The 26,525-nt window shown below is 66.9% G+C and carries 32 protein-coding genes; 13 read left to right on the forward strand and 19 right to left on the reverse strand.

The window, feature by feature from the left end; translation table 11 throughout:
* Positions 1-2: 2 nt before the first annotated feature.
* The 5 genes from IRT45_RS25140 to IRT45_RS25160 form a co-directional block, all read right to left on the reverse strand.
* A complete protein-coding gene (locus IRT45_RS25140; protein ID WP_036504790.1) occupies positions 3-251 on the reverse strand; it encodes a hypothetical protein in 249 nt (82 codons plus the stop codon).
* A 129-nt stretch (positions 252-380) separates the two neighbouring features.
* A complete protein-coding gene (locus IRT45_RS25145; protein WP_194808345.1) occupies positions 381-2,039 on the reverse strand; it encodes an ABC transporter permease in 1,659 nt (552 codons plus the stop codon).
* Positions 2,036-2,998 (reverse strand): ABC transporter ATP-binding protein, encoded by a 963-nt coding sequence (locus IRT45_RS25150; RefSeq protein WP_194808346.1) that lies wholly within the window; start codon positions 2,996-2,998, stop codon positions 2,036-2,038. The genes IRT45_RS25145 and IRT45_RS25150 overlap by 4 nt, the downstream gene beginning before the upstream one ends.
* A gap of 24 nt (positions 2,999-3,022) precedes the next feature.
* The gene (locus IRT45_RS25155) at positions 3,023-3,676 is read right to left on the reverse strand and encodes a TetR family transcriptional regulator (RefSeq protein ID WP_194808347.1); all 654 of its coding nucleotides are present in this window, start codon (positions 3,674-3,676) and stop codon (positions 3,023-3,025) included.
* A 146-nt stretch (positions 3,677-3,822) separates the two neighbouring features.
* The gene (locus IRT45_RS25160) at positions 3,823-4,461 is read right to left on the reverse strand and encodes an O-methyltransferase (RefSeq protein WP_086006960.1); all 639 of its coding nucleotides are present in this window, start codon (positions 4,459-4,461) and stop codon (positions 3,823-3,825) included.
* Positions 4,462-4,844: 383 nt separating this feature from the next.
* Here IRT45_RS25160 and sigE point away from each other — a divergent pair, with 383 nt between their 5' ends.
* From sigE to IRT45_RS25185, 5 genes are all read left to right on the forward strand, one after another.
* Positions 4,845-5,483, forward strand: a complete 639-nt coding sequence (sigE, locus tag IRT45_RS25165) for an RNA polymerase sigma factor SigE (RefSeq protein WP_194808377.1) — start codon at positions 4,845-4,847, stop codon at positions 5,481-5,483.
* A 65-nt stretch (positions 5,484-5,548) separates the two neighbouring features.
* Entirely contained in the window at positions 5,549-5,938 is a 390-nt protein-coding gene (locus IRT45_RS25170) for a hypothetical protein (protein ID WP_036504793.1), read from the forward strand.
* Entirely contained in the window at positions 5,923-7,497 is a 1,575-nt protein-coding gene (locus IRT45_RS25175; RefSeq protein WP_194808348.1) for a trypsin-like peptidase domain-containing protein, read from the forward strand. Before IRT45_RS25170 ends, IRT45_RS25175 begins: the two co-directional genes overlap by 16 nt.
* Before the next feature lie 9 nt (positions 7,498-7,506).
* A complete protein-coding gene (gene tatB, locus IRT45_RS25180; RefSeq protein ID WP_194808349.1) occupies positions 7,507-7,971 on the forward strand; it encodes a Sec-independent protein translocase protein TatB in 465 nt (154 codons plus the stop codon).
* A 138-nt stretch (positions 7,972-8,109) separates the two neighbouring features.
* Positions 8,110-8,946, forward strand: coding sequence for a hypothetical protein (locus IRT45_RS25185; RefSeq protein WP_063065228.1), 837 nt, complete (start codon positions 8,110-8,112; stop codon positions 8,944-8,946).
* Positions 8,947-9,012: 66 nt separating this feature from the next.
* On the opposite strand, the gene IRT45_RS25190 is transcribed toward IRT45_RS25185, so the two are convergent.
* The 6 genes from IRT45_RS25190 to dapE form a co-directional block, all read right to left on the reverse strand.
* Complete coding sequence (locus IRT45_RS25190; protein ID WP_194808350.1) at positions 9,013-9,936, reverse strand: glucosyl-3-phosphoglycerate synthase; 924 nt, start codon at positions 9,934-9,936, stop codon at positions 9,013-9,015.
* The gene (gene folP, locus IRT45_RS25195) at positions 9,933-10,811 is read right to left on the reverse strand and encodes a dihydropteroate synthase (RefSeq protein ID WP_194808351.1); all 879 of its coding nucleotides are present in this window, start codon (positions 10,809-10,811) and stop codon (positions 9,933-9,935) included. Before folP ends, IRT45_RS25190 begins: the two co-directional genes overlap by 4 nt.
* Positions 10,812-10,856: 45 nt before the next feature.
* On the reverse strand, positions 10,857-12,626 hold the full coding sequence (locus IRT45_RS25200; RefSeq protein WP_194808352.1) for a long-chain-acyl-CoA synthetase: 1,770 nt from the start codon (positions 12,624-12,626) through the stop codon (positions 10,857-10,859).
* Between the two features lie 40 nt (positions 12,627-12,666).
* Positions 12,667-13,230, reverse strand: a complete 564-nt coding sequence (locus IRT45_RS25205) for a TIGR00730 family Rossman fold protein (RefSeq protein WP_157104275.1) — start codon at positions 13,228-13,230, stop codon at positions 12,667-12,669.
* A complete protein-coding gene (locus IRT45_RS25210; RefSeq protein ID WP_228535032.1) occupies positions 13,227-13,961 on the reverse strand; it encodes a TIGR00730 family Rossman fold protein in 735 nt (244 codons plus the stop codon). The genes IRT45_RS25205 and IRT45_RS25210 overlap by 4 nt, the downstream gene beginning before the upstream one ends.
* A 99-nt stretch (positions 13,962-14,060) precedes the next feature.
* Complete coding sequence (gene dapE, locus IRT45_RS25215) at positions 14,061-15,161, reverse strand: succinyl-diaminopimelate desuccinylase (protein WP_194808354.1); 1,101 nt, start codon at positions 15,159-15,161, stop codon at positions 14,061-14,063.
* Between the two features lie 110 nt (positions 15,162-15,271).
* On the opposite strand from dapE, the gene dapD reads away from it, so the two are divergent.
* The gene (gene dapD, locus IRT45_RS25220; RefSeq protein WP_036504809.1) at positions 15,272-16,225 is read left to right on the forward strand and encodes a 2,3,4,5-tetrahydropyridine-2,6-dicarboxylate N-succinyltransferase; all 954 of its coding nucleotides are present in this window, start codon (positions 15,272-15,274) and stop codon (positions 16,223-16,225) included.
* 137 nt (positions 16,226-16,362) lie between these two features.
* On the opposite strand, the gene IRT45_RS25225 is transcribed toward dapD, so the two are convergent.
* Positions 16,363-17,184 carry a helix-turn-helix transcriptional regulator gene (locus IRT45_RS25225; protein WP_228535011.1) on the reverse strand — a complete coding sequence of 274 codons (822 nt, stop codon included), beginning with the start codon at positions 17,182-17,184 and terminating at the stop codon, positions 16,363-16,365.
* Positions 17,185-17,186: 2 nt separating this feature from the next.
* Positions 17,187-17,708: a DUF6879 family protein gene (locus tag IRT45_RS25230; protein WP_375540152.1), complete on the reverse strand. Its 522-nt coding sequence runs from the start codon at positions 17,706-17,708 to the stop codon at positions 17,187-17,189.
* Between IRT45_RS25230 and IRT45_RS25235 the strand changes: the two genes are divergently transcribed.
* The 4 genes from IRT45_RS25235 (at position 17,643) to IRT45_RS25250 (ending at position 19,648) form a co-directional block, all read left to right on the forward strand.
* On the forward strand, positions 17,643-18,035 hold the full coding sequence (locus tag IRT45_RS25235) for a hypothetical protein (RefSeq protein ID WP_194808357.1): 393 nt from the start codon (positions 17,643-17,645) through the stop codon (positions 18,033-18,035). The two genes, IRT45_RS25230 and IRT45_RS25235, sit on opposite strands and share 66 nt — an antisense overlap.
* 510 nt (positions 18,036-18,545) lie before the next feature.
* Complete coding sequence (locus IRT45_RS25240) at positions 18,546-18,875, forward strand: hypothetical protein (protein ID WP_194808358.1); 330 nt, start codon at positions 18,546-18,548, stop codon at positions 18,873-18,875.
* A 224-nt stretch (positions 18,876-19,099) separates the two neighbouring features.
* Positions 19,100-19,405 (forward strand): hypothetical protein, encoded by a 306-nt coding sequence (locus IRT45_RS25245; protein ID WP_194808359.1) that lies wholly within the window; start codon positions 19,100-19,102, stop codon positions 19,403-19,405.
* A gap of 3 nt (positions 19,406-19,408) precedes the next feature.
* Positions 19,409-19,648: a hypothetical protein gene (locus IRT45_RS25250; RefSeq protein WP_194808360.1), complete on the forward strand. Its 240-nt coding sequence runs from the start codon at positions 19,409-19,411 to the stop codon at positions 19,646-19,648.
* Positions 19,649-19,708: 60 nt separating this feature from the next.
* On the opposite strand, the gene IRT45_RS25255 is transcribed toward IRT45_RS25250, so the two are convergent.
* Both IRT45_RS25255 and IRT45_RS25260 read right to left on the reverse strand, forming a co-directional pair.
* On the reverse strand, positions 19,709-20,080 hold the full coding sequence (locus tag IRT45_RS25255) for a PPOX class F420-dependent oxidoreductase (RefSeq protein ID WP_194808361.1): 372 nt from the start codon (positions 20,078-20,080) through the stop codon (positions 19,709-19,711).
* A 68-nt stretch (positions 20,081-20,148) separates the two neighbouring features.
* Positions 20,149-21,573 (reverse strand): acyl-CoA synthetase, encoded by a 1,425-nt coding sequence (locus tag IRT45_RS25260; RefSeq protein WP_194808362.1) that lies wholly within the window; start codon positions 21,571-21,573, stop codon positions 20,149-20,151.
* A 163-nt stretch (positions 21,574-21,736) separates the two neighbouring features.
* Between IRT45_RS25260 and IRT45_RS25265 the strand changes: the two genes are divergently transcribed.
* Complete coding sequence (locus IRT45_RS25265) at positions 21,737-22,585, forward strand: oxygenase MpaB family protein (RefSeq protein WP_194808378.1); 849 nt, start codon at positions 21,737-21,739, stop codon at positions 22,583-22,585.
* 322 nt (positions 22,586-22,907) lie between these two features.
* On the opposite strand, the gene IRT45_RS25270 is transcribed toward IRT45_RS25265, so the two are convergent.
* The 3 genes from IRT45_RS25270 to IRT45_RS25280 are packed head-to-tail and all read right to left on the reverse strand — an operon-like array spanning position 22,908 to position 24,260.
* Positions 22,908-23,126 carry a DUF397 domain-containing protein gene (locus IRT45_RS25270; RefSeq protein WP_194808363.1) on the reverse strand — a complete coding sequence of 73 codons (219 nt, stop codon included), beginning with the start codon at positions 23,124-23,126 and terminating at the stop codon, positions 22,908-22,910.
* A gap of 34 nt (positions 23,127-23,160) precedes the next feature.
* Positions 23,161-23,379: a DUF397 domain-containing protein gene (locus tag IRT45_RS25275; protein WP_194808364.1), complete on the reverse strand. Its 219-nt coding sequence runs from the start codon at positions 23,377-23,379 to the stop codon at positions 23,161-23,163.
* On the reverse strand, positions 23,376-24,260 hold the full coding sequence (locus IRT45_RS25280; protein WP_194808365.1) for a helix-turn-helix transcriptional regulator: 885 nt from the start codon (positions 24,258-24,260) through the stop codon (positions 23,376-23,378). The genes IRT45_RS25275 and IRT45_RS25280 overlap by 4 nt, the downstream gene beginning before the upstream one ends.
* A 246-nt stretch (positions 24,261-24,506) precedes the next feature.
* Between IRT45_RS25280 and IRT45_RS25285 the strand changes: the two genes are divergently transcribed.
* Positions 24,507-24,839, forward strand: coding sequence for a hypothetical protein (locus IRT45_RS25285; protein ID WP_194808366.1), 333 nt, complete (start codon positions 24,507-24,509; stop codon positions 24,837-24,839).
* An 8-nt stretch (positions 24,840-24,847) separates the two neighbouring features.
* Here the strand turns inward: IRT45_RS25285 and IRT45_RS25290 are convergent, their stop codons facing one another.
* On the reverse strand, positions 24,848-25,492 hold the full coding sequence (locus IRT45_RS25290; RefSeq protein ID WP_194808367.1) for a TetR/AcrR family transcriptional regulator: 645 nt from the start codon (positions 25,490-25,492) through the stop codon (positions 24,848-24,850).
* 166 nt (positions 25,493-25,658) lie between these two features.
* On the opposite strand from IRT45_RS25290, the gene IRT45_RS25295 reads away from it, so the two are divergent.
* The gene (locus tag IRT45_RS25295) at positions 25,659-26,525 is read left to right on the forward strand and encodes an oxygenase MpaB family protein (RefSeq protein ID WP_194808368.1); all 867 of its coding nucleotides are present in this window, start codon (positions 25,659-25,661) and stop codon (positions 26,523-26,525) included.

Consider the following 26,525-nt stretch of genomic DNA (forward strand, 5'->3'; position numbering starts at 1 on the left):
CCTCAGCGGCCCGGCATCGGATACTGCGGCGGCGGAGCCGGTTCGGTGACGCCCGGACTCTCCGGCGTGTAGCAGAACGGTGCACAGGTGCCGTGCGGCACTCTCGGATATCTCGCCGGATCGTCGAATTTGTCGTCACTGACCAGCAACATCACCAAGAGCGCCACGAAGACCGCCGCGCCGAGGCTGACGAGAGCCAGGACCAGCCACCCGCGCGGCGCGACCTCGATCAGGATTCCGCGCTCGTACACTCCCCGCCTCCCGGTACCGCCGAATTACCCACTGTGCCAATGGTATCGGCTGCCGGGTGATCCCGGCCACGGGAAAGGCCGCCCGGCGCTCCGGAACGGGAGCGACCGGGCGGCGAAATACCCTGTGGATCAGCGCAGATCGCGTCGGCGCCAGCCCACGAGTCCGACCGCGGTGATCACCGCCGCGAGCACCAGCAGCACGATCACCGGCACCGCGCGGAAATCCTCCGCCGGCAGTTTCGGCAGATGACCGTAGGGGTTGAGATCCAGAACCCATTGCGGCATACCGGAGATCGAACCGAGCAGATAGATCGCCAGGCCCGCGGTGAACACTCCCCACGCCACCGGCGTCCAGCGCGGCAGCAGTCCGAACAGCAGCACGGTGATCGCGGTGAACACCCATACCGCGGGAATCTGGATCATCGCCGCTTCCAGCGCCTGCGGGAACTTGCCGCCCATATCCGATGCGGCGATCCCGTAGGACAGGCCGCCGATCAGGCCGGAGACGAACAGCGCCGCCACCGGACCGCCGAAGGCGAAGATCAGATGACTTGCGGCCCAGCGGATTCGGCCGACGGCGCCGGTGAGGACGGTTTCGGCGCGATCGTCGCTCTCCTCCGCGTACATCCGCAGCGCGGCCGAGATCGAGAAGGCCGCCGCGCCCAGTCCGACCATCGAGAAGGCGGTGTTCAGGAAGGCCTGTTCCACCCCTTGCGAACCGCCGAGCCGGGCGATGATGTCGCGAACGGTCTGGCTGGAGCCGATCTCGTCGCCGATGCCGTGGACCACGCTGCCGATGATCAGGCCGTAGAGCGCGAGCCCGACCGTCCATGCCACCAGGGTGCCGCGCTGCAATCGCCAGGCCAGGCCGAACGGCCCGCTCAACAGTGCCGATCCCGCCGTGGGACCGGGCCGGTCGGCGATCAGGCCGGCCCCCAGGTCGCGCCGCCGCAGCAGCGTATAGGCGACCGCGATCGACACCACGGTGGTCACCGCGTGCAGCAGCAGCACCCACCAGCGATCTCCCGCGAAGGGACGGACCTGCAGCGACCAGCCCTGCGGGGACAACCAGGTCAGGATGTCGGTGGGTCCGTCTCCGGCGCGCGCGTCACCGACGGCGCGCAGGGTGAAGGTCACCGCGAGTACCGCCAGCGCGATGCCGCGGGCCAGGCGCGCGCTCGCGCTCAGCTGCGCGGCGACCGCGGCCACCGCCGCGAAGACGATGCCCGAAGCCGCCAGCGCCGCGCCGAAGGCCAGCGAGCCGTTGAACGGCACCCCCGCCGAGGCGATGCTCAGCGTCGCGACGATTCCGACCACCACGCAGGCGCCGCAGGTCAGCAGCAGGGTGGCGGTCAGGGCGGCGAAGCGGCCCACCCGGGTCGAGGCGAGCAGCTCCTCGCGTCCGGTCTCCTCCTCGGCGCGCGTGTGCCGGATGACGGTGAGGATGGTGGCGATGCCGATCAGGGTGTAGAACGCCCCCGCTTTCCACACGCCGGCCGCACCGATGCTGGTGTTGTAGATCGGGCCGTACAACGCCAGCTGCGCCGGGCTGGACAGGATGGTGTGCGCGAAATTCTGCAGATCGGCCGGCGACGAGTACAGATTCTTCACGCTGGAGACGTAGACGCTGCCCAGCGGCACCGACAGCAGCAGCACCCACAGCGGCAGCACGATGCGGTCCCGCCGCAGATACAGGCGCAACAGCTGCCCGGTGCCGGTGAAATCCGAGGCGCGAGCGAACGATTCGGCGAATCCGCCGGATGGGCGGTCGAGGGTCGCGGTGGTCATTTCGTCGCCTCGCTCAATGCCTGCTCGCCCCGCGCGGCGGTGTGTGCGGGTCGGCGGGCCTCGTCCGGCGCGTCGCCGTCGAGCGAATAGTGGCGCAGGAACAGCTCTTCCAGTGTCGGCGGCTGACTGACCAGGCTGCGCACGCCGGCGTCGCCGAGCACGCGGATCAGTTCCCCGAGATGTTCGCTGTCGACCTGGCAGCGCAGCGTGTGGTCCTCGACCGTGACGTCCTCGACACCCGCGATGGCGCCGATGTCGCCCGGGTCGCCGACGAGTTCGGCCGTGATCGCCGTGTGGCTGAGATGGCGCATCTCGGCCAGAGTGCCGCTCTCCACGGTCTTGCCGGCGCGGATGATCGTGACCCGATCACACAGCGCCTCCACCTCGGAAAGGATGTGGCTCGACAGCAGCACGGTGGCGCCGCGCTCGGCCGCCTCCCGCGCGCACTCGCGAAAAACCTGTTCCATCAACGGATCCAGGCCCGAGGTCGGTTCGTCGAGCAGCAGCAGGCGCGCGTTCGAGGAGAAGGCGGAGACGAGCGCGACCTTCTGCCGGTTGCCCTTGGAGTAGGTGCGGGCCTTCTTGCGCGGATCGAGTTCGAAGCGCTCGATCATCTCGGCGCGGCGCCCGGTATCGATTCCGCCGCGCATCCGCCCGAGCAGATCGATCGTCTCCCCGCCCGACAGCGACGGCCACAGCGTGACATCGCCGGGGACGTAGGCGATATCGCGGTGCAGGTCGACCGCATCGGTCCACGGGTCGCGCCCGAGCACCCGCGCCTGTCCCGAGGTGCGTGCGAGGATGCCGAGCAGAATGCGGATGGTGGTCGACTTGCCGGCCCCGTTGGGCCCGAGGAAGCCGTGCACCTCGCCCTCGACGACCTCGAGGTCGAGGCCGTCCAGGGCGCGTACCGATCCGAAGTGCTTGTGCAGCTTCCGGACCTCGATTGCCGATGTCATCGAATCTCCTTGTGAGATAAGGTTTCACATTTCGGCGAGCAACGAGTCCAGCACCGACGAGTCGGCGAACAGTCCGTGGGTGTTGACCTCCAGCGCCGGCAGCACCATCTGGTCGGCGTACTCGCGTAATGCTTGTCGAAAGTCGAGCTTTCCTTCGTGGCGGGCGGCATAGAGCTGCAGATAGAAGAAGAATCCGCCGCCGTTGTGCACCGCCATGTAATTTGCCGTCGCCGAGACGTCCCGGGGCCGCCGTAGCGTGCCGACCGCGATTCCGACCTCGAGATAGGACTCCACATCCGCGCGCATCTGATCGAACAGCGAGGTCATCAGCGTTCCACCGGCCTGAAAACTGCGCATCAGGTAGGCAATGTAGGCCGCGAACTCCTCGATTTCGGCGAGCGCCTGCAGAGTCGCGTTGGGCGAGGGCTGTTGAACATATTCTGTCTTCGCGGCACGAATGACGGCACGTACGTGCTCGTCACACGCCTCGCGCAGGCCGTCCTTGGAACCGAAGTGGTGATTGACGAGTCCGGGCGAAACCCCCGCCGCCTTGGCGATGGCCCGCACCCCGACCCCGAATCCCTCTTCTCCGAAGACGACGATCGCCGCGTCCCGGATCCGGGCGGGCGTGCTCAGATCCGAGGCGGATCCTTCCGGTACGGCTGCTCCCTTAAACACATGTTCAATATACTAAACACTCGTTCAATCCGCACGCAAGAGTTGGCACCGAGCGAATTTCGGCAATCGAATGCGCAGGTAGACAGCGTCCTGCGAGCTAATTTCGGCAGCGGCGGGATCGAGCCGCCGGGTGATCGGAGCGGTGATCAGCCGCGGGAGGCGCAGAGCAGGCCGTCGCCGACCGGGATCAGCACGCTGGTCAGGTCCGGATCCTCGGCCACGGCCCGGGTCGCCGCCCGCACCGCCTGGGTCGCGGCGTCGCGCTGTGCCGGATCGGGCACCCGCCCACCCAGCAGCGCGTTGTACATCAGCACCGCCCCACCCTCGCGCAGCAAACGTACGGCCTGCTCGACGTACTGCGGATGTTCCAGCGGGGCCGCATCGATGAACACCAGGTCGTAGGCGCCGTCGGCCAGCCGGGGCAGCACGTCCAGAGCACGGCCGTTGATCAGCCGGGTGCGCGCGGGGGCGATATCTGCCGCCCGGAAGGCGTCCTTGGCCGCGCGCTGATGTTCCGGCTCGGAGTCGATCGTGGTCAGCGTGCCGTCCTCGCGCATGCCGTCGAGCAACCACAGGCCGCTGATGCCGGCGCCGGTGCCGACCTCGACCACCGCCCGCGCGCCGAGCAGCTGGGCGTACATGCTGAGCAGCGCTCCCACCGACGGCGGCACCGGCGCCGCGCCCAGTTCGGTGGCCCGCTCCCGCGCGGCGATGAGGATCTCGTCCTCGACCACGGATTCCTCCACGTAGGCGAGGTTGCGCTGCAGGGCCGATGCCGCTGGGATGTGGCTCACGAATATGAGGCTAACGGCGTGGCAGTCCAGGGGCGCGACGACGGCCGGTGTTTTTCTCAGGTGTCCCTCAGCCTCCCCATACCACCGGCACATCGGGAACCGCCAGAGTAATGACCAAGCAAGGGCCGGCCGACCGCCGGACGGCGCCCGGGAACACCGGACTCAGGTTCGGGGTTGTACCCGGTACGCGACGACCACCAGTCGTCGTGCGCCTTCCACGGTCCCGAGTAGGAGGTCACCCCATCCACAAGGTCGATGCGGCGCGCGAGTACGCCACCCTGCCCGAGTCGAGTCTGCCGATCGGCGTCTCGGCCGATTACGAGCTGCCCGGTGCGGCTCGTAGCGATGTCCGTACCGAAGCCGGGGCCGACGTCATCGACGGCGACGGCTTCGACGATACCGAAGCCGTCGCGGGCGATGCCGCGGACGACGACGCGCTGAGCGGTACCGCCGCCTTCGACGCCACCGGCGACCGCACCATGATGCCGTCCTGGGACGAACTGGTCCGCGAGCACGCCGACCGGGTGTACCGGCTGGCCTACCGCCTGACCGGTGACCCGCAGGACGCGGAGGATCTTACCCAGGAGACGTTCATCCGCGTCTTCCGTTCGTTGCAGAACTATCAGCCCGGCACGTTCGAGGGCTGGCTGCACCGGATCACCACGAATCTGTTCCTGGACATGGTCCGCCGGCGCAACCGCATCCGGATGGAGGCGTTGCCCGAGGACTACGACCGGGTGCCGTCCGAAGGTCCCGGACCCGAGCAGGTCTATCACGACGCCCGGCTGGATCCGGATCTGCAGCGGGCGCTCGACGCGCTGGCGCCGGAATTCCGCGCGGCCGTCGTGCTGTGCGATATCGAGGGTCTGTCCTACGAGGAGATCGGCGCTACCCTCGGGGTGAAGTTGGGTACCGTGCGCAGCCGTATCCACCGCGGCCGTCAGGCGTTGCGGGAATACCTTGCGCATAATGGTGCTCAGCAGCGGTTCGCCGCTGAGGAGAAAGTCGGGTAAACAGCGGTGCAGCGCCGCGGCCGTGCCCGGCGAAGCTGCAATCCGTCGGAAGGGTGTGCATCCGTATGACCGGCGAGGGTCGATTCGCCCCCACCGAACACCTGGCCAATGAGGCCGTCGTCGCGTATGTCGACGGCGAGCTGAGAATGAACGCCTATCTGCGCGCGGCCGAACATCTGTCCCGCTGCCCCGAATGCGCCGCCGAGGTCGAGGCGCAACAGCAGGCGCGGGTGGCACTGCGCCGGGCGGCACAGATGCAGATTTCCGCGCCGACGGACCTGCAGGACACGCTGAGCCGAATTCCGTTGGCCGACCTCACCGGTAGTAGCACCGACGATATGTCGCGTGGCGCGAGTTTCCTCGGCCTGCGGGCGGATTCGTTCCGTTTCGCCTCCTCCTCGAATCGAGAAATGGGATTCGAGAGCAGGCGGTGGACGGGATGGTGGCGCAAGTAGAGTTTGCGAACGTGACCACCGAATCGACGCCGTCCGCTTCATCGGATTCGGCGGCCAGGGGGAACCTGAGGCCGTCGGACGCGCCCGTGCTGGGGCCGCGCCCGGTGTACCGCCCGGATATCGATAAACACACCGCCCGCGCTTTCCGCCGCCCGGAGGGGCAGGCCGGATCTTTCGCACCACATGCCCAGGCCGCGCCCGCGCCGCGCCACGACACTCCCGAGTTGGTCAATCGCCCGCCGGACGCGGTGCTGGCCGAGGCCTTCGGACGGCCCGCGGGTTCCGACGAACTTCTGCAGCGCGATCCCGAGGCCGGGGCCGACACGCCCGATACGAGCGCACCGGTCGATCCGTGGCGCGATCCCGCGGCCGCGGCCCGGCTCGGCGATCCCGCCATCCACACCCCCGCGCCGCAGCCGCTGCCGCCGGGCGTCAAACTCGGCGCCCGCGAGGTGCTGTTCGGCGGCAAGGTCGCGCCCAAGGCACTGGCGATCCTGGGTGTGGCCGCATTGATCATCGGTGTGCTCGGCGGCCTCGTCGGCCGGTTCACCGCCGAGAACACCGGAGCGCTGACCTCGCGCAAGATCGCGCTGCAGCAGGAGAGCAACACCGACAAACCGCACAGCCAGGTCGCCAAGGTGGCCGACGCGGTGCTGCCCTCGGTCGTCTCGATCCGCGAGACCGTCGGCGACAACGGCGCCCTCGGTTCGGGCGTGGTCATCGACGGCAACGGCTACATCGTCACCAACAATCATGTCATCTCGATGGCGGCGCAGGACAAATCCGGGCGGGCCAAGATCCAGGCCACCTTCTCCGACGGCACCCGGGCCCCGGCCCAGCTGGTCGGCCGCGACCCGAAGACCGACCTCGCCGTGCTGAAGGTCGACGTCAAGAACCTCACGGTCGCCCGGCTCGGCAAGTCGAGCGAGGTGCAGGTCGGCGACGACGTGCTGGCCATCGGCTCGCCGCTGGGCCTGAGCAAGACCGTCACCTCCGGCATCGTCAGCGCGTTGCACCGCGCCATCCAGGAGAGCCCGGAGGCCGGCGACGACACCGCGGGCGCCTTCGACGCCGTGCAGACCGACGCCGCGATCAACCACGGCAACTCCGGCGGCGCCCTGGTCGACGGCGAGGGCCGGTTGATCGGGATCAACACCGCCATCCGCAGCGAGAGCGGCGGATCGGTCGGCCTCGGCTTCGCGATTCCGGTGGATCTGGTGCAGCGGGTGTCGCAGACCCTGATCCGCGACGGTGTGATGTACCACCCGTGGCTCGGGGTGAGCGCGAAGACCAAGCAGGTCGAGAACGACGTCATGAGCGGCGCCGCGGTGGCGGATGTGGTCGGCAACAGCCCGGCCGCCAAGGCCGGTATCGCCGAGGGCGACGTCATCGTGAAGGTGGGCGATCGGCAGGTCACCGAACCGGCCGAACTCACCGTCGCCGTGCAGTCCCATCAGATCGGGGAGACGGTGAATTTCCAATTGATCCGCGACGGCCGCCAGGTCGATGTGCCGGTGACGCTGGAATCCGATAAGAACGCCCCGCAAGCACCCCAGTAGCCTGGTCTTATGTTCAATATCGGCTGGCCCGAGATGGTGATCCTGGTGGTCGCCGCGCTGGTGATTCTCGGCCCGGAGCGGCTTCCGGGGGCGATTCGCTGGACCGCGCAGAGTCTGCGTCAGGTCCGCGACTACGCCTCCGGAGCCACCAGCCAGCTGCGCAACGATCTCGGACCCGAGCTCGACGAACTGCGCAAACCTCTGGAAGAGCTCAACGAACTGCGCAAACCACTCGAAGGTCTGCGCGGGATGACGCCGCGGTCGATGGTCACCAAGCACCTCTTCGACGGTGACGATTCGCTGTTCACCGGCACGTTCGGCGGTGCGAATCCGGGTAACGGCTCGTCAAGCAACTCCGCGTCCTCACAGACCGGCACACCGAATTCTGTGACCCCACCCAATTATTCGGTGCCCGAACCGCCGAAACCGCTCGACCGCAACGAGAAACCGCCGATCGATTTCGACGCCACCTGATCGAAAAGCACTGATAGTGCCGTTACGGACCGCCCGGTCCGGCCCAAATGCCCGGTGTGCTCGATTGATTCGCCGCGTGCGGCGGATTCGTCAACCCGACTAGACACATCCGGCTGTCGAGCTATCTAGACTTCGCACATGTCAGCCGACGAGGTGGCACGGGTGTTCGCGATCGAAGACAAGGTCGAACGTCTCAAGGCTGCCACCGAAGGGGTCGCGGCGGCCCAGCAGACCATCAACGAGCTCACCCGCATCCGCCGAGCGGTGATCAGAGAGCTGCATGCCGAGGGCTGGACCTTCGCCAGGATCGGTGCGGCAGCGGGACTTTCACGCGCCCGGATTCACCAGGTCAGCACCCAGGGGCCGGTACCGGAAGGGTTGTTCTTCGGGCACGGCCCACTCACCGTGCTGACGCCCGATCTCCGCGCGGTCACCCGCGCCACGCCGCTGATCGGCGCGCCGGATGCCGCCGCGCCGCACCGGCTGGCGGAACTGTTGCGGCAACTCGGATTCACCGTCACGGTCGAACGGTTCCTCCCCGGGCGCCCGGTCGATCTCGACCGTGAGGGCCTGATCGTGCTCGGCGGGCCCGAATTGTCGCCCAGTCTGCGCTATCTGGTCTCCGCCGACCCGCGGCTGCGCCGGACCCTCGCGCGGGCCGGGCGAGTGCGCCGCGCGATCGAGGACCGGGCCGCACGGCGGATCTACCGGCCGGGCGGCACCGAACCCTTCGACATCGCCTATCTGGCGCGCCTGCCCCGCCCGGACGGGCGCGGGACCATTCTGGTCATCGACGGACTGCATCCGCCCGGATCACTCGGCGCGATACGGCTTCTCGGCACCCGGCTGGCGACCCTGCACGAGCGCGCCGACACCCGGGCCTTCTCGGCGGTGATCGGCGTCCGCTACGACCGCCACACCGGCGAACCGATCGAGGTGGATCTGCTCACGCCGATCTACCGCCACGAACGGTGAAATCTCTGCCTCCGCTTCGCTCCGGCGGGGTTTACGGCTCGTAGCGTGTTTCCGGCTCGCAGAGGATCAGGCGGCGACTTCGGTGGGACGCAGGGTGTTCATCGGCGGCCGATCCGCCAGATCCACATCCGTGCTCAGCGCGGTGAATTCCTCACCGACCAGCGGGAATTGCGTCAATGCCGCGCCGGAGTCGCGAATTCCGCTGCGCCCCAGCACGGTTCCGAGAATCTGCCGGCTCATCACACCCAGATCCGACAGCGGACGATTGCGATGTGTGCGCACGCCCAGATTCACCTGGCCGATCGCCGAGAGGCCGAGCAGGTCGAAAGTGTCCAGCAGCAGGCCGATCTCCACGCCGTAGCCCGGCGCGAACGGCACCGCGGTCAGCAGTTCCCGCGTCCCCGCGTACTCACCGCCCAAGGGCTGCAACACCTTCGACAGATCCGGGCGCAATGCCGCCAGCAGCGGTCGCGCCACCAGTTCGGTCACCCGGCCACCACCGTGCTGCTCCACCGCCGCGCCCTGGCGCAGCGGACGCCGGTAGTAGGCCTTCACCAGGTGCATACCGTCCACGGTCAGCAGTGGACCCAGCAGTTTCGGCACGAACATCGGATCCGGATCGATCAGATCCGAATCGACGAACGCCACCAGGTCACCGGAGGTCGCGGCCAGCGAGCGCCACAACACCTCGCCCTTGCCGGGCACCGGCTCGAGTTCGGGCACGGCCTGCTCTCGGGTGACCACCTGCGCCCCGGCCGCGCGGGCCCGCTCGGCCGTCGCGTCCACCGAGCCGGAATCCAGCACCACCAATTCATCGACCAGCGTGCCGAGCAGCGGCCGGATACTGGCCACCACATCGGCGACCGTGCGTTCCTCGTTCAATGCGGGCAGCACCACCGACACGGTGCGCCCGTCCTTCGCGTCGACCAATTCGTCGATCGCCCACTGTGGTCGGTCCCACGTATTCGTGGCAGTCCAATCGAACGTCATACCAGACCTCGCAAGGTTCGTGCGGGGGGCCGGATGCCCTGAATCGCCGCGATCATGTCCACTACTCGCCGGGTTGCGGCGACCTCGTGAACTCGGAAGACCCGGGCGCCGGCCGCGGCCGCCCACGCGGTTGCCGCCAATGTCCCCTCCAATCGCTCGGAAAGTCCGACACCAAGAGTCTCTCCGATGAAATCCTTATTGCTCAGCGCCATCAAGACAGGCCATCCGGTATTTACAAGAATGTCCACGGCCCGCAACAGTTCGAGCCCGTGGTAGGTGTTTTTCCCGAAATCGTGGGTCGGATCGATGAGGATCGCATCCGCGGCGACCCCCGCCGCGCGCGCCGCCTCGGCAGCGCCGACCAGTGTATCGGTGACCTCGGACACCACATCGGCGTAGCGGACCCGATGCGGCCGGGTGCGCGGCCGGGCGCCGCCGGTGTGGCTGCACACGATCCCCACGCCCAGTTCGGCGGCCACGCCCGCGAGCTGCGGATCCGCGCCGGCCCAGGTGTCGTTGATCAGATCCGCGCCCTCGGCCACCGCCGCCCGGGCGACCTCGCTGCGCCAAGTGTCCACACTGATCAACAGGTCGGGATAGCGGGCCCGGATGGCCGCCACGAACGGCACCACCCGCCGGGCTTCCTCCGCGGCGTCGACCTCGTCCCCCGGCCCGGCCTTCACGCCGCCGATGTCGACCAGGTCCGCCCCCTCGGAGACGGCGCGGGCCACCGCGGCCATCGCGGCGTCGTCGGAGAAGGTGGCACCCCGGTCGTAGAAGGAATCGGGGGTTCGGTTGACGATCGCCATCACCAGCGCCCGATCCGTCGCCACCGGCTTACCGCACAGGGTGGACAGCGGTGACGCAGAACTCATGGAAGTGAGTCTAATTGCCGGGCCCTCGGCGCCCTCCGACACGACCTACCCTCGGGGCGCGGTACCGGCCGCCACCTCGTCCGGATAGCTCGGGTAGAAGGGCACATATCCCTGGTCGCGGCCCTTCAGCACATAGATCGCGGTCGAGTCGTCGGAGGTGAAGCCCTGCTTGCGCAGATCCACCTTGCGGCTCTTGAAGGTCGAGGTGGTCTCCAGTTCGGGCACCACGCGGACGAACAGCGGCACCGCGTACCCGGGCAGGCGGTCGTAGAGCCGGGCGGCCAGCGCGGAGCCGTCGAAGGCGGCATCGGCGTCGAGAGTTACCGCGGCCATCCCCGCCTTACCGTCGGCTCCGGGTACGTCCACGCCGTACACGACCGCCTCGGTGATACCGGGCGCGCCGTCGAAGGCGCCCTCTACTTCGGTGGTCGCGACGTTCTCGCCCTTCCAGCGGAACGTGTCGCCGAGGCGGTCGACGAAGGCGATGTGGCGCCAATGCTGGTCGCGCACGAGATCTCCGGTGTCGAACCAGCAGTCGCCCTCGTCGAACGCGTTGCGCACCAACTTCGATTCGGTCGCGGATTTGTCGGTGTAGCCGTCGAACGGGGATCGGTCGGTGACCTTCGCCAGCAGCAGGCCCACACCACCGGAGGCGACCTTGCGCAGTCGCCCGTCCGGGTATCGCCGCGCCTTACCGGTTTCCTCGTCGAATTCCACCACGGCGTAGGGCAGCGGCCCGAATCCGGCGGTGCGGTCCACGCCGAAGGCGTTGATGAAGGCGATATTCCCCTCACTGGCGCCGTAGAACTCCACCACCCGGCCGATGCCGAAGCGCCGCCGGAATTCGTCCCACAGCTCCGGGCGCAGGCCGTTGCCGACCGCCAGCCGCACCGAATGTTCGTGTTCGCGAGGCGATTCCGGCTGATTGAGCAGGTACCGGCACAGCTCGCCGATGTAGATGAACGCCGTCGACCTGGTCGCGACGACCTCGTTCCAGAAATTCGACACCGAGAATTTGCGGCCCAGCGCCAGCGTCGCCCGCGAGCCGAGCACCGCGCCGAGCGCGACCGTCAGCGCGTTGTTGTGATACAGCGGCAGACAGCAGTACATGGTGTCGCCGCCGCGCAGGCGGATGCCCAGACCGCCCAGTCCGGCCATACTCTTCGTCCAGCGCAGATGGGTCATCACGCTGGCCTTGGGCAGCCCGGTGGTGCCGGAGGTGAAGATCAGGAAGGCGCGTTCCCGGGCGCGGACGTCCGCGCACACCGCCGGATCCGCCGGATCGGCCGCGCGCGCCAGCTCCTGCAATTCCTGCGTATACAGCAGATTCGGCGGCGGCTCGGGCAGTGAGCGCAGCGCCTCCTCACATTCCTCGCCGATCACGTTGACCGTGCTGTTCAGCAGGCCGAAGCTGTGCGCCAGAACCTGTTCGCGCTGATTGTGATTGAGCAGCCCGACCGTCGCGCCCAGCTTCACCGTCGCCAGCACCACGAACAGCGTCTCGGGGCGGTTGGTCATCAGCACGCCCACCACATCGCCGCGGCGCACACCGCGCTGTGCCAGCACCTCGGCGAAGCAGTTCACCTCGGTATTGGCCTCGCCGTAGGTGTATTCGCGGCCCTCGAAGCGCAGGAACGGCCGATTCGGATACCGGCGCGCCGCCTTCTGGAAGTACAGACCCACCGAGGATTTGTCGTCCGCGCGCACCAGCATGCCGGTGGCGCCGCGCAGCATGCCCGGCGTCTCCACCGCCATGGCGGGCAGCCTGCGTGCCAGATCCCAGAGACTGATCGTGTTTCGGGCCTCGGCGGTCACATTCTCCTCCAACGATTCCGGTCAGGCGGTGTCGACGCGCTCAGGCGGTGTCGATGCGCGGCGCGGTCAGGGCTCGGAACGCGGATGCCACATCCGCGGTCACGGTAATCCGATCCAGTGCGGGCCGCCCGATGAACCCGGCCGCGCTCAGCTCGTCCAGCCAGGCGAACAGCCCGCGGTAGTGACCGTTCGGATCGAGCACCACCAGCGGTTTGCCGTGCAGTCCCAGATATCCGCCGGTCCACGCCTCGAAGAATTCCTCCAGCGTGCCGATTCCGCCCGGCAGGGTCAGGAAGGCGTCGGCGCGATCCTCCATGATCTGTTTGCGTTCGCGCATGGTGTCGGTGACGATCAGCTCGTCGCTGTCCACATCGGCGACTTCCTGATGTACGAGACGTTTGGGAATCACACCCGTGGTGCGGGCGCCTCCGGCGCGCGCGGCCACCGCCACCGCCCCCATCATCGACACATGCCCGCCGCCGGACACCAGTTGCCAACCGCGCCGGGCGATTTCACTGCCCACCTCGGCGGCCAGGCGCAACGCGTCCGGATCCGCGGCGCTGGCCGAACAGTAGACACACACCGCGAACGGCTGCCCGCTCACCACTGATCCTCCGTCCCGGTGGATTCCTCGCCGCGGCGCGCGGCGGCCTGCAGCACGATGTCGACCAGTTCCTCCACGCTGTCGGTGACGTGCAGCAGTTCGAGATCACCGGACGAGATCTTGCCCGAGCCGCTCGGCGAATCGCGCAGCCAGTCGACCAGTCCCGCCCAGTACCGGCTGCCGAACAGGATGACCGGGAAGCGGGTGATCTTGTGGGTCTGGACCAGGGTGAGCGCCTCGAACAGTTCGTCCAGTGTGCCGAAGCCGCCGGGCAGGCAGATGAACGCCTGGGAGTACTTGACGAACATCGTCTTGCGGGCGAAGAAGTAGCGGAAGTTGATGCCGAGGTCGACCCACTCGTTGAGTCCCTGTTCCATCGGCAGTTCGATGCCCAGGCCCACGGAGTAGCCGCCCGCCTCGCAGGCGCCGCGGTTGGCCGCCTCCATCACTCCGGGGCCGCCACCGGTGATCACGGCGAAACCGGCCTCGGCCAGGGCGGCGCCGATGGCCCGCGCCGCGTCGTATTCGGGCGTGTCCACCGGCGTGCGCGCGGAGCCGAAAACCGCTACGGCCCTGGGTATTTCGGCGAGCGCGCCGAATCCCTCGACGAATTCGCTCTGAATCCGGAGCACCCGCCAGGGGTCGGTGTGCACCCAGTCGGTGGGTCCGCGGCCGTCGAGCAGATGCTGGTCGGTGGTGCCGGTGCCCTGTTTGCGCGCCCGGCGCAACATGATCGGGCCCCTGAACTTCGGCGTCGATTTGGGAGAGGACTTCGGCGATCTGGTCGGTGCGGGCTCGGGCGCGGTGGACATGGGACCGAACCTACCGGTTCAGCCCTTGTGACCGGTCAGGTAGTTGCGCAGGATCTCGGTGACGACGGTGATCTGGCGGGTGGGTACTCGCTCGTCCACCTTGTGCGCCAGATTGGGGTCGCCGGGCCCGAAATTGACCGCCGGAATGCCGCGCGCGGCGAATCGCGACACATCGGTCCAGCCGTATTTCGCGCGCACCCCGCCACCGCCGTGGGAATGGACGCGCTCCACCAGGTTCTTCGCGGCCGGAGCCGACAATCCCGGCAGCGCGCCGGGCGCACCGTCGGTCCGCTCGAAGCTCACATCCAGTCCGTCGAACACCTCGCGCACATGCTCGGTCGCCTCGTCGAGGGTGCGATCGGGCGCGAACCGGAAGTTCACCAGCACCTCGGCCTCGTCGGGCACCACATTGCCGGCCACGCCGCCCTCGATCTTCACCGCGGAAAGCCCCTCGCGATACACGCAACCGTCGATGTCCACCTCGCGCGGCACATAGTCGCGCAGCCGCTGCAGGACGGGCGCGAGCTTGTGAATGGCGTTGTCGCCCAGCCACGCTCGCGCGGTGTGGGCACGGGTGCCGCCCAGACCGAGGCGGACCCGCAGCGTGCCCTGACAGCCCGCCTCGATCCACGCGCCCGACGGTTCGCCGAGAATGGCCAGATCGCCGTCCAGCCATTCCGGCAGTTCGCGTTCGACGCGGCCGAGACCGTTGTATTCGGCGGCGATCTCCTCGCAGTCGTAGAAGATCAGGGTCAGATCGCAGACCGGATCGGCGACGGTGGCGGCCAGATGCAGGAACACCGCGTCGCCGGACTTCATGTCCACGCTGCCGCAGCCGAACAGCACTTCCTCACCGTCGATCGTCTCGAACCGGCCCGGCACGTTGTCGGCGATCGGGACGGTGTCCAGGTGACCGGCCATGATCACCCGGTGCGGCAGTCCACGATTGGTGCGAGCCAGCACGGTGTTGCCGTGCCGCAGCACCTCGAACCCCTCGGTCTGCTCGCGCAGCGCCCAGGCGACGGTGTCGGTGATCGCCGCCTCGTCGCGGGAGACGCTCGGAATGTCGACGAGGGTCGCGGTGATCGAGATCGGGTCGGCGCGCAGATCGATGGTCACCCGAACCAGCCTAATTGTTCGCCGGTCTCACGACCGGGCCGAGCGGCTCGGCCGGGGCGGCAACAGGTAGCCCACCACCTCGCGATCTGCACCCAGTAGGCTCGAGTGCCGTGAGCACACAGGGAGCATCCGCAGTCGGCTTGGCGACGGTGACCGCGAACGGGACGGTCCTCGACACCTGGTACCCATATCCGGAACTGGGCACGTTCGAGACGTCCGAGACCACGCGGCTGAGCCCGGCCGACGCCGAATACGCACGCTTCGCCGATCTGGTCGGCCCCGACGAGGCCCGCCGGGTCGAGGTCGTCGCGGTGCGCACCACGATCGCGGACCTGTCGGCGCCGCCGATCGACACCCACGACGAATATTTGCGCCTGCACCTGCTCTCCCACCGTCTGGTCCGGCCGCACGGACTCAGCCTGGAGGGACAGTTCGGACTGCTGGCCAACGTGGTGTGGACCAATCACGGTCCGTGCGCGGTCGAGGACTTCGAGCTGGTGCGCGCGAAGTTGCGCGCCCGCGGTCCGGTCACCGTCTACGGCGTCGACAAATTCCCCCGCATGGTCGACTATGTGCTGCCCGCCGGCGTCCGTATCGCCGACGCGGACCGGGTGCGGCTGGGCGCGCATCTGGCCGAGGGCACCACGGTCATGCACGAGGGTTTCGTGAACTTCAACGCCGGCACACTCGGCGCCTCCATGGTCGAGGGCCGTATCTCGGCCGGTGTGGTGGTCGGCGACGGTTCCGATGTCGGCGGCGGCGCGTCCATCATGGGCACCCTGTCCGGTGGCGGTAAGCAGGTCATCTCGATCGGCGAGCGCTGCCTGCTCGGCGCCAACGCCGGCCTGGGCATCTCGCTGGGCGACGATTGCGTCGTCGAGGCCGGCCTCTACGTCACGGCGGGCACCAAGGTCGCCCTGCCGGACGGCCGCACGATCAAGGCCGCCGAACTGTCCGGACAGTCGAATCTGCTGTTCCGCCGCAACTCGCTGACCGGCAGCGTCGAGGTGGTCGCCCGCAAGGGCACCGGCATCGAACTCAACGCGGCCCTACACGCGAACTGATCCGACGCGAAACCTCCCTTGTCGCCCGGGTTGAGCAGGTGACGTACCGGCGACGCCGTCGGCACGTCACCGTCCTCGGGCTGTGGCATCAGCAGACAGGGCGCTCGGCGAGCCAGGTCGGACGATAGCCACGCGGCTCAACTCCGGTTCATGGCGCGGGCGATGGTGGCGCGTGCTCGGTCGCCGTAGATCGCCTGGGTTTGCAGGGCCGTCCAAGCCTTCTCGTAGTAGGCGAGTTCTCGTGGCTGAGTGATGGTGAGCTCCGCGGCAATTGTTTCCACCAACACTGTCCGACGGTCGTGAATGACGAAGTTCGTTGTCGTATAGACGAACTCGGCACCGGTGGGAACGATGCCCACGACGAGTCTGGACAGTTCCATCAGCTCGAGAAGATGCCGTAACTGATCGAGTCGGACCGCGTCGTCTCCGACTCCGGTATACAGCGCGGGTTCACCGATCAGATAGTGGAATTGATGTGCGCCCTCGGTCAGGATCTTCTGCCGCTGCATGCGAGCCTCGAGCGCCTCGCTCAAATCATCGGGACTGCCGACGAAGTCGATGCAGCGTCGCAGAATGATCTCCGCGTACGCTCGGGTCTGCAACAGGCCAGAGGGGATCAGCGGACCGTATCCACGGATGAGCCTGGTGCCGGATTCGTGTTCGATACTCGCTCGCTGTCGGCGGGCGTGGCCGGTATCGGTGATTCGCTTCCACTCGAGGTAGGCGGCGTGAATGTTGGCGGCAGTCGCGATGAGATCCGGGAGCGCTAAGTCGGCATCAGTAATCCGGCACCAGGTGCGCAGGTCGGAGTCGGACGGAAGCTGCCGGCCGTTCTCGATCTTGGGAACCTTCGATTGTGCCCATCCCGCCTCGTGAGCCAGAGCGGTACCGGTAAGGCCCGCCTGCTTGCGAAGTTCGCGCAGGCGGGCCCCCAGTGCTCGACGGGCATCATCACTCATAGTCACGTCCGGAAATGCTCGTGGGATACGGATTTGTGCCACACACGATCCCACAGAGCACAGGCGTAACCCACAATCTGGGCATCGCTCGTTGCGGCGACACCAGACCACCAGCCGTCCGCGTCGAACACGCTGTAAGCCACGGTGTGGTCATCGATCAGCCAAAAGTCGTCGGCTGCGGCGTCGGCCCGATCCGCATGGTCTCGGGCGAGCCACCGCACATCCTCGCCCGCCTCGAGGTTGTGCGGAGTCAGCGCAATCAGGTAACGCGTGTAGTCGGTGGGCGGCACGGACACGATGCGCGCACGTTGCACGGCGACACCTCGGCCCACCAGATCGGTGACGGTGCGGGCCCATGGATCGAACCAGGCGCCGCCGGGATCGTCGATCTCCCCGTCCAGAAACTGCCGCATCGCGGAATGCTCGGAGTCCGAGCGGTATTCGTCTCGCGTCTCAAGGTGACACGCACGAATTGTCGCAAGTCCGAGCAGTTCCGGAAGCTCGGTACGGCTGTACAGACGCATCTACCGAGCCCCCTGGACGAGCGCAATCTCGACGGCGGCCTCATGACCCGGAATATTCATGATCTCCAACGCTTCCGCGTCATCGACAAGATCACCTCGGACGAGGTAAGTGCCGCAACCTGTGTCTTCGAAGGCCGGAAACCGGGTGCCCGGAACGGCGAAGCTCAACAGCTCGTGCGGAATCTCGACACACGCGTCCTCTCCAGTTCGGTACCCCTGGATCACGATGCGCTGCTGATCGTCGGGCTGCCACAACCGGGGAGACCCGCCATCGCCGCTACCGCCGCCGATGAAAGTTACTCGCATGTGAGGTCCAATCATTCTTGAAGGATCGGTACATACGCAACATTAACGCCTTTCAGGGCTATATTCTAGGCTCTGTATGAGAATAGTCGAGAATATTCCTTGCGGTTGGGCGATTCCGATTCTTACGGTCGAACCACCCCGGCGCCGGGTGGTCGCCGATCCGGCGCATCGGTGCTCGAACGGCCGGCACCGACGGTCTCAGCCCCGGCGCCGGGTGATGTCAATCCACGATTCCTGGAGGATGCCACCGTGATAACCGAGGAATCGAGCGCACCTCGAAACTCGGTCGGTCGAACACACCGACCCACCACTGTCACCTGGACCCGTATCGACGTATCGGAGCGATGCTCGTGATCTGGCTCCTGGTCGGCAGCATTCTTCTTTCGATCGCGATCTACGCAGCGATCGTCTGCTGGCCTCAGCGGATCCCGAAAGTTCGCAGGCTGCAGGGGGTTCGATGCACATCCGGAGTGAAGAGCGATGAACGGTAGCCGAACTTGCGCTGCAGACGACGAACCCGACTCGCGCGCAATGGCTTACGTCTGCGTCGACCTGATCGAGACCATGACCGATGTCGATCGGGCCGCACGGCAGGTCGCGGCACGGCTCGGATACGTCTACCTCGGAATGACGAAGAGCAGCAGCCTCATCGCCCCCGAGGTATTGCCCGATCACATCAGGACGCACGAGGTCGAGCTGCTGATCGTGCCCGACATGGCGCACCTGCGCGGCAAGGTCCCACCCGAGCTTGCCGAGATCACCGACATCCACGATCTGGCGACCGGCCATACCTACGAGCGGGAGGGCGCGTACGCACCCGATGAGGGGCACCGGCCGAACCCGTTGACAGCACCGTCATGAAACCCGCACTGCCACAACGTCGCCCGTCAGTAGAAGTCGAAGCGAGCTGGTCTGCGAGTCTCGCACTGCTGGACAGCCTGCTCGCTGCCCTACGTGCATGGCAGCCCGGCCGCGTGTCACCCGCTGCTCCGACCGAACAGGACATCGCCGGAATCGGGACGGGCCGCATCCAAACCGTATGTAGGCCGAACGGGATGAATCGGTCACTTTGGGGAGGAAGTCATATGCACGTGCGGAAGTTCATTGTCGCCATAGCCCTGCCACTGGCTGTCGGCGCCGGATTGGCTGGGTCAGCCACCGCGTCGGCGTTGCCGACGGACACCGCGCCGAACGTGACCCACGCGGATCCGATCGCTCGCTACACCGCTACCGTGAAGTGCCAGTTGGTCAAGCACGGGGGCGAAGCGCAGGGATATATCACCGGAACTGGGTCCGGGAAGACCAAGCCGGACGCGGTTGCTGCAGCGAAGAAGGACGCTGATCGTAGCGTCCCACAGGGCTACTACAAGCGTCATTGCAAGGAGATCTGACAGATGCCGGACGAGAAAAGGCTGTGGGAAATCCGTCTGGGAGTTATCGCCTCGCAGGCGGAAGCACGAGAGGTCGCCGCGCAGATCGAGCGACTTCTTTGCCCGGACCCTGACCATGCGCCGCCGTGCCCGATCCCGTGGAGCCTCAGTGTCGATGCCGAGGATGAGATGACCACGGACCGTCGAGCGGAATACGACGATGTGGTGGAGCAGTATCGGATCGAGTCCGGAATGAGTCAGTAGTCGGAGCGAACGCGGCGAAGCGCCCCACCCGGGCCAGGTGGGGCGTTTCGCGTATGCGCCCTAGTCGATGCCGAAGGCCAGCACGCGCTGCGGGGTGATGCGGATCAGCTCGCGCGAACCGCCCTCGAGGTAGGTGTCCACATCCCGCAAAGACTGTGCCACACCGCGGATTTCGAGGCAGCGCACCTGCCACGGATTCACCGAGGCGATATCGTCGACGACGAAGGCGACCCGCTCCTCCTTGCCGAGGTTGCGGAACTTCTGCGAGGCGCCCATGTTGTGGCCGGCGATATCGATGGTTCCGAGCGCTTCGTTGTAGCGGAAACCCACCGGATTGTTCTGCGGCGATCCGTCCGGGCGGATGGTGGCCAGCCGACCCAGGCGTTGGCCCGCCAGATACTCGATCTGGGCTGCAGACAGCGTTGCGATCATGCGCCGACCTTAGAACCTCGAGTGCGGTACAGGTCAACCCGGCACGTTCCCGGGACCGGATCGACGTGTCAGCGCAACTGTTTCTTCTGCACCTTGCCCATCGCGTTGCGCGGCAGTTCGGTCACCATCAGCACCTCGCGCGGTCGTTTGTGCACCGAGAGCTGCTGGGCGACGAAATCGATCAGTTCGCGCTCCGAAATCGGGGTGTCGGCGCGCGGCACGACGTAGGCCCGGATGCGCTGCCCCAGATCCGCGTCCTCGATCCCCACCACCGCGACCTCGGCCACACTCGGGTGGCCGAGCAGGCAGGTTTCGACCTCGCCCGCCCCGACGCGATACCCACCGGATTTGATCAGATCCACCGATTCCCGCCCGACGATGCGATGGAATCCCTCGGCGTCGATCGCCGCCACATCGCCGGTGACGAACCAGCCGTCCTCGGTCCAGCTCTCGGCGGTGGCCTCCGGACGGCCGAGATAGCCTTCGAACAACATGGGACCGCGCACCTGCAGTCCGCCGATACTCTCGCCGTCATGCGGAACCGGCGCTCCCGCCTCGTCGCGCAACCGGGTCTGCACACCCGCCACCGGCAGGCCGACCCAGCCAGGCCGGCGCTCGCCGTCGGCCCGCGTGGACAGAGTGATCATGGTTTCGCTCATGCCGTAACGCTCCACCGGCGCCTGCCCGGTCAGCTCACGCAGCCGTTCGAAGACCGGAACCGGCAGCGGCGCACTGCCTGAGACCAGCAGCCGGGCATTCGCCAATTCCTTTGCGGCACCGGGGTCTTCGGCAATTCGCGACCAGACCGTCGGCACGCCGAAGTACAGGGTGCCGGGCGCGGCCGCATAGGCGGCGGGCGTGGGTTTGCCGGTGTGCACGAGCGGGCTTCCCACCCGCAGCGGCCCGAGCACGCCGAGGATCAGCCCGTGCACGTGGAACAGCGGAAGCCCATGCACCAGAACATCTTTCGAGGTCCACGACCACACCTCGAACAGCGCGTCGAGACCGGCCGCGATGGCGCCGCGACTGAGCACGACCCCCTTGGGCGCACCCGTGGTCCCCGAGGTGTAGAGGATGAAAGCCGTGGTGTTCGCGGCCGGTTCGGGATGGCTGTGCCAGGAGCGGGCGTGTTTACGCACCGGAATCACCGGCAGCGTGGGGTTGTCCGGCGCCGCACCGAGCCAGGCCCGCGCACCGGAATCGGCGAGGATGTGGTCCAGCTCGGCCGACCCCGCATCCGGCGGCACCGGCACGGCGGCGACCCCGGCGATGAGGCAGCCGAGGATTCCCAGCACGGTGGTGGCGGTCGGGCGGGCGAGAATCGCGACGCGGCCGGCCCCGGCGACGCGTTCGGCCACCGAGGTCGCGGCGCCGACCAGATCACTGCGCGACAGCGTCTCACCGTCGATGGTGACCGCATCGGGAATGTCGTAGCCGGCGGACACGGCAGCCGGATTGAGCGAGGGCAACAGCGGCAGCGAACCGTAGGACATCGGGCCAACCTATCAATCCGACGCAACCAACCGATACTGTCGGCACTCCCCCTGCCTAGCGGTCCGTTGCAAATTCGTCTCGTCGTCGCGCGGCCGTTGACAGCGCAGTGAGGTGGTGAGACTGTCGAAGTGCAGTCTTCTCACGCGGAGATGGGGGTCGATGATGACCACGTCCATTCGCATGTCGCCCGGGCAACCGGTCGCCGAATACGATGTCGCGGCGCACCTGGACGGTTCGGCCGCCTTCTTCGGTGCCGCCGCCAACGTCATCATGCAACTGTCGCTCGCGCCGGTCGGTTACGGCGTGGTGGAGAGCACCGTCGACAGCGGCAAGGTGATGCTGCATCCGGTCAAACGCACCCGCACCACGCTGACCTACCTCGCCGTGGCCATGCTGGGCAGCGACGACGAGCGCGCCGCCTATCGCGCGGCGGTGAACTGGCAGCATCGCCAGGTCCGCTCCAGCGCGCAGAGCCCGGTCAAGTACAACGCCTTCGATCCGAAGCTGCAGCTGTGGGTGGCGGCCTGCCTGTATTGGGGATCGCGCGACCTCTACGAGCGGATGCACGGCCCGATGCCGGAGCAGGAGGCCGAGGCCTTCTACCGCCACGCCGCCCGGTTCGGGACCACACTGCAGATGCCGCAGGCGATGTGGCCGGCCGACCGCGCCACCTTCGACGCCTACTGGAACCGGCAGCTCGCCGAGGTCCACATCGATCCGACGATCCGCGAGTACTTCGATGATCTGGTGGATCTGAAGATGTTCCCGCCCCCGATTCGCTTGCCGTTCAAGCGATTTCACCGCTGGATGGTCGCCGGGTTGCTGCCGCCGAATCTACGCGCGCAGATGGAGATGCCGTGGACCGAATCCGACGACCGCCGCCTGGCCCGGTTACTGCACGCGGTCGGCGCGATGGAGGACCGAGTCCCCAAGCAGCTCAAGATGTTTCCGGTCAACGCGTATATGTTCGATATGCGCCTACGGCGGCGTTTGGGCCTGCGGCTGGTGTGAGGCGACACAAAGTAGGCACCGAGTTCCCTCCACGACGGCACGAGTCACCTCGTCGTCGACCGAACCTTCGATCTCGTCGAAGGTCGGAAATTCCATATCGTCGGCCCACACCCGAGTGCTCATCGCCGCACGGTGGATGCCGCGCCGAATAGCTGTAGTAGCACCGTAGGCACCTTCCTGATCCGCCCACCAACAGAACTCTGATCACGGACACCGCGATGAGGGCGCGGCGCCTCGAGAATCGTGGCCAGCCAGCCAACCTGTGGCCAAGCATTTCGAGATGTGGCCACGGCTCTCGAGACCTTGCAGCGACCTGTGATCGCTACGCCCGGTCGAACTCGCCGTCCTTGGCGCCGCCGATGAACGCCCGCCACTCACCGGGAGTGAAGACCAGCGGCGGCCGGGTGCGGTCCTTGCTGTCCCGCACCCCGACGAAGCCGCCGTCCAAGAACGCGACCTCAACACATTCCCGCCCGCCATTGGTGCGGCTGCTGGTGAACCACTGAGCGCTGGACAGATCGACGTCGTACTTACTGCTCACGTTCCGAACCCCCTTCAGACTCCCTAAGGAATCGCTATGCCTGGTCGAACTCGCCGTCCTTCGCACCGCCGATGAACGCCCGCCACTCGCCGGGAGTGAAGACGAGCGCCGGGCGGGTGCGATCTTTGCTGTCTCGCACGCCGACGAGACCGCCGTCCAGGAACGCGACCTCAACGCACTCTTTCCCACCCGAAGTGCGGCTGCTCGTGAACCACTGGGCATTGGACAGATCGACCTCGTACTTACCGCTCACCTTGCGAACTCCCTTGCTGTCTGGCGAAGCAGGTCCCTGCTCGCCTGCTCATCCAGGGTGGCCCGCTGGATGCCCTGATACGCCTCAGTGTAGTGGCGCACGTCCGCCGGTTTCTCGAGATACAAGTCGCCCGTTGGATGTTCGAGATAGACGATCGGCGGCTCGAGCAGATTGCCCTTGGCGTCGTTGCCGAACTCGAGAACGATGAACTGGCTGTATATCTGACCGAGTGGAATGCCGACCGAGAACGGCAATATTCGCAATGAAACATTCGGCATAGTGCTGATGTCGGCCAACCGCTTCAGCTGGGCCGCCATCACGCGGCGTCCACCGACTTCGCGACGAATAGCCGCTTCCCCCAGCACAATCCGAAGTTCGGCCGGGCCGCGACGCCGCGTGATGAGCGACTGCCGACGCATACGCATGTGCACCCGCTGGCCGATCTCTTCCGGTGTGGCGTCGGGAAAGGCTCCGCGCGTCAGCACCGCTGCGTACTCCGGAGTCTGGAGCAGACCCATCACCGCGCCGGGCGAGTACACCACCAACCGCTCCGCCGCCGCCTCCAACCCCATGTACACATCGAAGTCCTGCGGGATCACATCGTCGTACTCGTGCCACCAGTTCTGCACATTCGCTTGCTGCGCAAGGCCTTCCAGGGCGGCAGTCATGGTTTCGTCCGCTCCGAGCACCGCGCAGATTTCGCGGATATCCGCGGTCCGGAGTTTGGCCGGGAAGCGGCCGTTCTCATAGCGCTGGACCGTGCTCGCGCTGAGCTCGGCCTTCTGCGCAACCTCGTGCAGCGTCATCCCGGTCTGTGATCGCAGGTCGCGAAGGTATCGGCCGAGTTGCCGCCTGGGTACCGTACTGCCGGGTTCTGACATGTCGACTATCTCCTTCTCGGGTTCGAGGAGCTTCGGTCCGGACCGGACTCGTCCCGGGTTCTTGGGAATCGTGCAGGCGATACGCCCAAGTCCCCCCGGGGAATTCATCTCCGCCCGGTCCCCACAGCTCGATCGTGATGTCCTGTGCGCGCTCACCCGGCAGCCCCCGAGGCGCGGGTCCGGCCCTGTGAATCGGTACGCGGCGTGGCACCGCCGCGAAGATCTGGAGAGGTCACGAAGACAGCGATGGAACAGCAGACCAATGCGTCGAGCGAATGCTATAGCACCGAAGAACTCGGCACCCGATACCTCAGTCTAACACTCGCACAACAGCTTTCAACCACGATCCAGCCCGAATACCTTGCGGCAGAACCGCTATCACCACGACCCGACGAGGCGGATGTCATGGTGTCGATCCATCTCACCGCCGGCAGTCCGCACCCGCTCACGTTCGTGGCCTGCGAATCGGCCGCCCGCCGCTTCGCCGATCGCTGGCGCAGATACGGCCGCTGCGGCACCGTCGATTCGCACCACCCGACGGGCGCTGCGGCCGGCTTCCGTGCGAACGGCTGTGGCTGATCCCGCGACTAGGGGATCCGGAAACCGGGAACCACGTGGTCGCGGGCGAACTGCCGGCAGGCGGCCTCGTCGTCCACCGGGATCAGCGTCTGCGGAGTCAGCGCGAGCGAGAGCGCGTTGCGGGCGACCAGTTCGGCCAGTGGCAGCGGATCGTAGTGTGGCAGTTTGCCTTCCGTCTGCAGGCGGGTGATGAATTCGGCGACGTAGTCGCGTCCCAGCTCGATCACCGGCGCGCCCTGCACGGTGAGATAGGGCAGTACGACCTCCGGTTCGGTGGTCAGCAGCCGGTCCAGCAGTTTGTTGCCGCGCAACCCGTCCAGGAAGGCGACGAACAGTTCGACGATCTGATCCTCGGCGCTGGCGTCGCGATCGATCTGACGCTGCACCGCCGCGTCGACCTGTTCCACGAACTGGCGCGCCTGCCACAGCCCGACGGCCTGGATCAGATCGGATTTACCCGCGAAGCGCCGGTACAGCGTCGCCAGCGACAGCCGACCACGCCGCGCGACCTCGACCATGCTGGTGCGTTTGATGCCGAAATCCAGGAAAGCCAGCAGCGCCGCGTCGAGTACCGTGGTCTGATTGCGGTCCTCCGGACCCGCGCCGCGCACGAGCGGCAGGAGCCGAGTCGACAGTTTGGTCGATCCGGTCATGGTCGTTCCTCTCCTTCGCCCGGCTCGCGGACACGGTGATGCTCTCATCATCCCATATGGTCAGCGGCCCTGATTGACATGATGCCACACTGATGAGAAGGTTTACACGAAAGCTTCTCATATTCTCTCGCCGATCCGGCGGGGAGGAACAGGAGACGAGTCGACGATGACCGCCCCCCTGCGCGCGACCGACTACGAGCCCGAGGTTCAGGGCGACGAGCTCACCCCGGAGACGGTGCGCGAACACATCGACGGCGTGGCCGCCTTCCTCGGCGGCGCGGCGAACGTGATCATGCAGCTCAGCCACCCTCCGGTCGGCTACGGCGTCCTGGAGAGCACGGTCGACAGCGGCAAGGTGACGCTGCACCCGCTCAAGCGCCTGCGCACCACCCTGACCTATCTGGCCGTGGCGTGGCTGGGCAGCGACGAGGACGTGCGGAGCTATCGCGAAGCGGTCAACGCCTCGCACCGCCCGGTGCATTCCGGTCCGGACAGCCCGGTCAAGTACAACGCCTTCGATCCGAAACTGCAGTTGTGGGTGGCGGCCTGCCTGTACTGGGGCGTCGATGATCTGTACCAGCGCATGCGCGGACCGATGGATCCCGAACTCGCCGAGCGTTTCTACCGTTACAGCGTCCGGCTCGGCACCGGTCTGCAGATGCGTCCGGAGATGTGGCCGGCCGACCGGGACGCGTTCTACGCGTTCTGGGAGGAGAACCTCGCGACGAAGACCATCGACGAACCCGTGCGCCGCTACTTCAACGATCTGATCGACCTGAAGATGCAGCCGCGCGCGATTCAGTTGCTGGCCGGGCGTTTCCATCGCTTCACCGTCACCGCCCTGCTTCCGCAGCACCTGCGCGACGAGATGGGGATGCGCTGGACCGCACGCGATGAACGCCGGTTCCGGTTCATCCTGCGCTCGATCTCGGCGGTGTCGACACGGATGCCCACGGTGATCCGGGTCTTCCCGTTCAACTTCTATCTCGCGGATATGCGGCTGCGCCGGCGTTTCGGCCGACCGCTGGTCTGA

It is taken from the genome of Nocardia sp. BSTN01 (assembly GCF_015354405.1).
In the GTDB taxonomy this organism is placed as follows: domain Bacteria; phylum Actinomycetota; class Actinomycetes; order Mycobacteriales; family Mycobacteriaceae; genus Nocardia.

Coding starts and splice junctions, on each gene's coding strand:
- IRT45_RS25145 (WP_194808345.1), bottom strand. CDS start 2,039: ATGACCACCGCGACCCTCGACCGCCCATCCGGCGGATTCGCCGAATCG.
- IRT45_RS25150 (WP_194808346.1), bottom strand. CDS start 2,998: ATGACATCGGCAATCGAGGTCCGGAAGCTGCACAAGCACTTCGGATCG.
- IRT45_RS25170 (WP_036504793.1), top strand. CDS start 5,549: ATGACCGGCGAGGGTCGATTCGCCCCCACCGAACACCTGGCCAATGAG.
- IRT45_RS25175 (WP_194808348.1), top strand. CDS start 5,923: ATGGTGGCGCAAGTAGAGTTTGCGAACGTGACCACCGAATCGACGCCG.
- tatB (WP_194808349.1), top strand. CDS start 7,507: ATGTTCAATATCGGCTGGCCCGAGATGGTGATCCTGGTGGTCGCCGCG.
- IRT45_RS25185 (WP_063065228.1), top strand. CDS start 8,110: ATGTCAGCCGACGAGGTGGCACGGGTGTTCGCGATCGAAGACAAGGTC.
- IRT45_RS25190 (WP_194808350.1), bottom strand. CDS start 9,936: ATGACGTTCGATTGGACTGCCACGAATACGTGGGACCGACCACAGTGG.
- folP (WP_194808351.1), bottom strand. CDS start 10,811: ATGAGTTCTGCGTCACCGCTGTCCACCCTGTGCGGTAAGCCGGTGGCG.
- IRT45_RS25210 (WP_228535032.1), bottom strand. CDS start 13,961: ATGTTGCGCCGGGCGCGCAAACAGGGCACCGGCACCACCGACCAGCAT.
- IRT45_RS25225 (WP_228535011.1), bottom strand. CDS start 17,184: ATGAGTGATGATGCCCGTCGAGCACTGGGGGCCCGCCTGCGCGAACTT.
- IRT45_RS25230 (WP_375540152.1), bottom strand. CDS start 17,708: ATGCGTCTGTACAGCCGTACCGAGCTTCCGGAACTGCTCGGACTTGCG.
- IRT45_RS25240 (WP_194808358.1), top strand. CDS start 18,546: ATGGCTTACGTCTGCGTCGACCTGATCGAGACCATGACCGATGTCGAT.
- IRT45_RS25245 (WP_194808359.1), top strand. CDS start 19,100: ATGCACGTGCGGAAGTTCATTGTCGCCATAGCCCTGCCACTGGCTGTC.
- IRT45_RS25250 (WP_194808360.1), top strand. CDS start 19,409: ATGCCGGACGAGAAAAGGCTGTGGGAAATCCGTCTGGGAGTTATCGCC.
- IRT45_RS25255 (WP_194808361.1), bottom strand. CDS start 20,080: ATGATCGCAACGCTGTCTGCAGCCCAGATCGAGTATCTGGCGGGCCAA.
- IRT45_RS25260 (WP_194808362.1), bottom strand. CDS start 21,573: ATGTCCTACGGTTCGCTGCCGCTGTTGCCCTCGCTCAATCCGGCTGCC.
- IRT45_RS25265 (WP_194808378.1), top strand. CDS start 21,737: ATGACCACGTCCATTCGCATGTCGCCCGGGCAACCGGTCGCCGAATAC.
- IRT45_RS25280 (WP_194808365.1), bottom strand. CDS start 24,260: ATGTCAGAACCCGGCAGTACGGTACCCAGGCGGCAACTCGGCCGATAC.
- IRT45_RS25285 (WP_194808366.1), top strand. CDS start 24,507: ATGGAACAGCAGACCAATGCGTCGAGCGAATGCTATAGCACCGAAGAA.
- IRT45_RS25290 (WP_194808367.1), bottom strand. CDS start 25,492: ATGACCGGATCGACCAAACTGTCGACTCGGCTCCTGCCGCTCGTGCGC.
- IRT45_RS25295 (WP_194808368.1), top strand. CDS start 25,659: ATGACCGCCCCCCTGCGCGCGACCGACTACGAGCCCGAGGTTCAGGGC.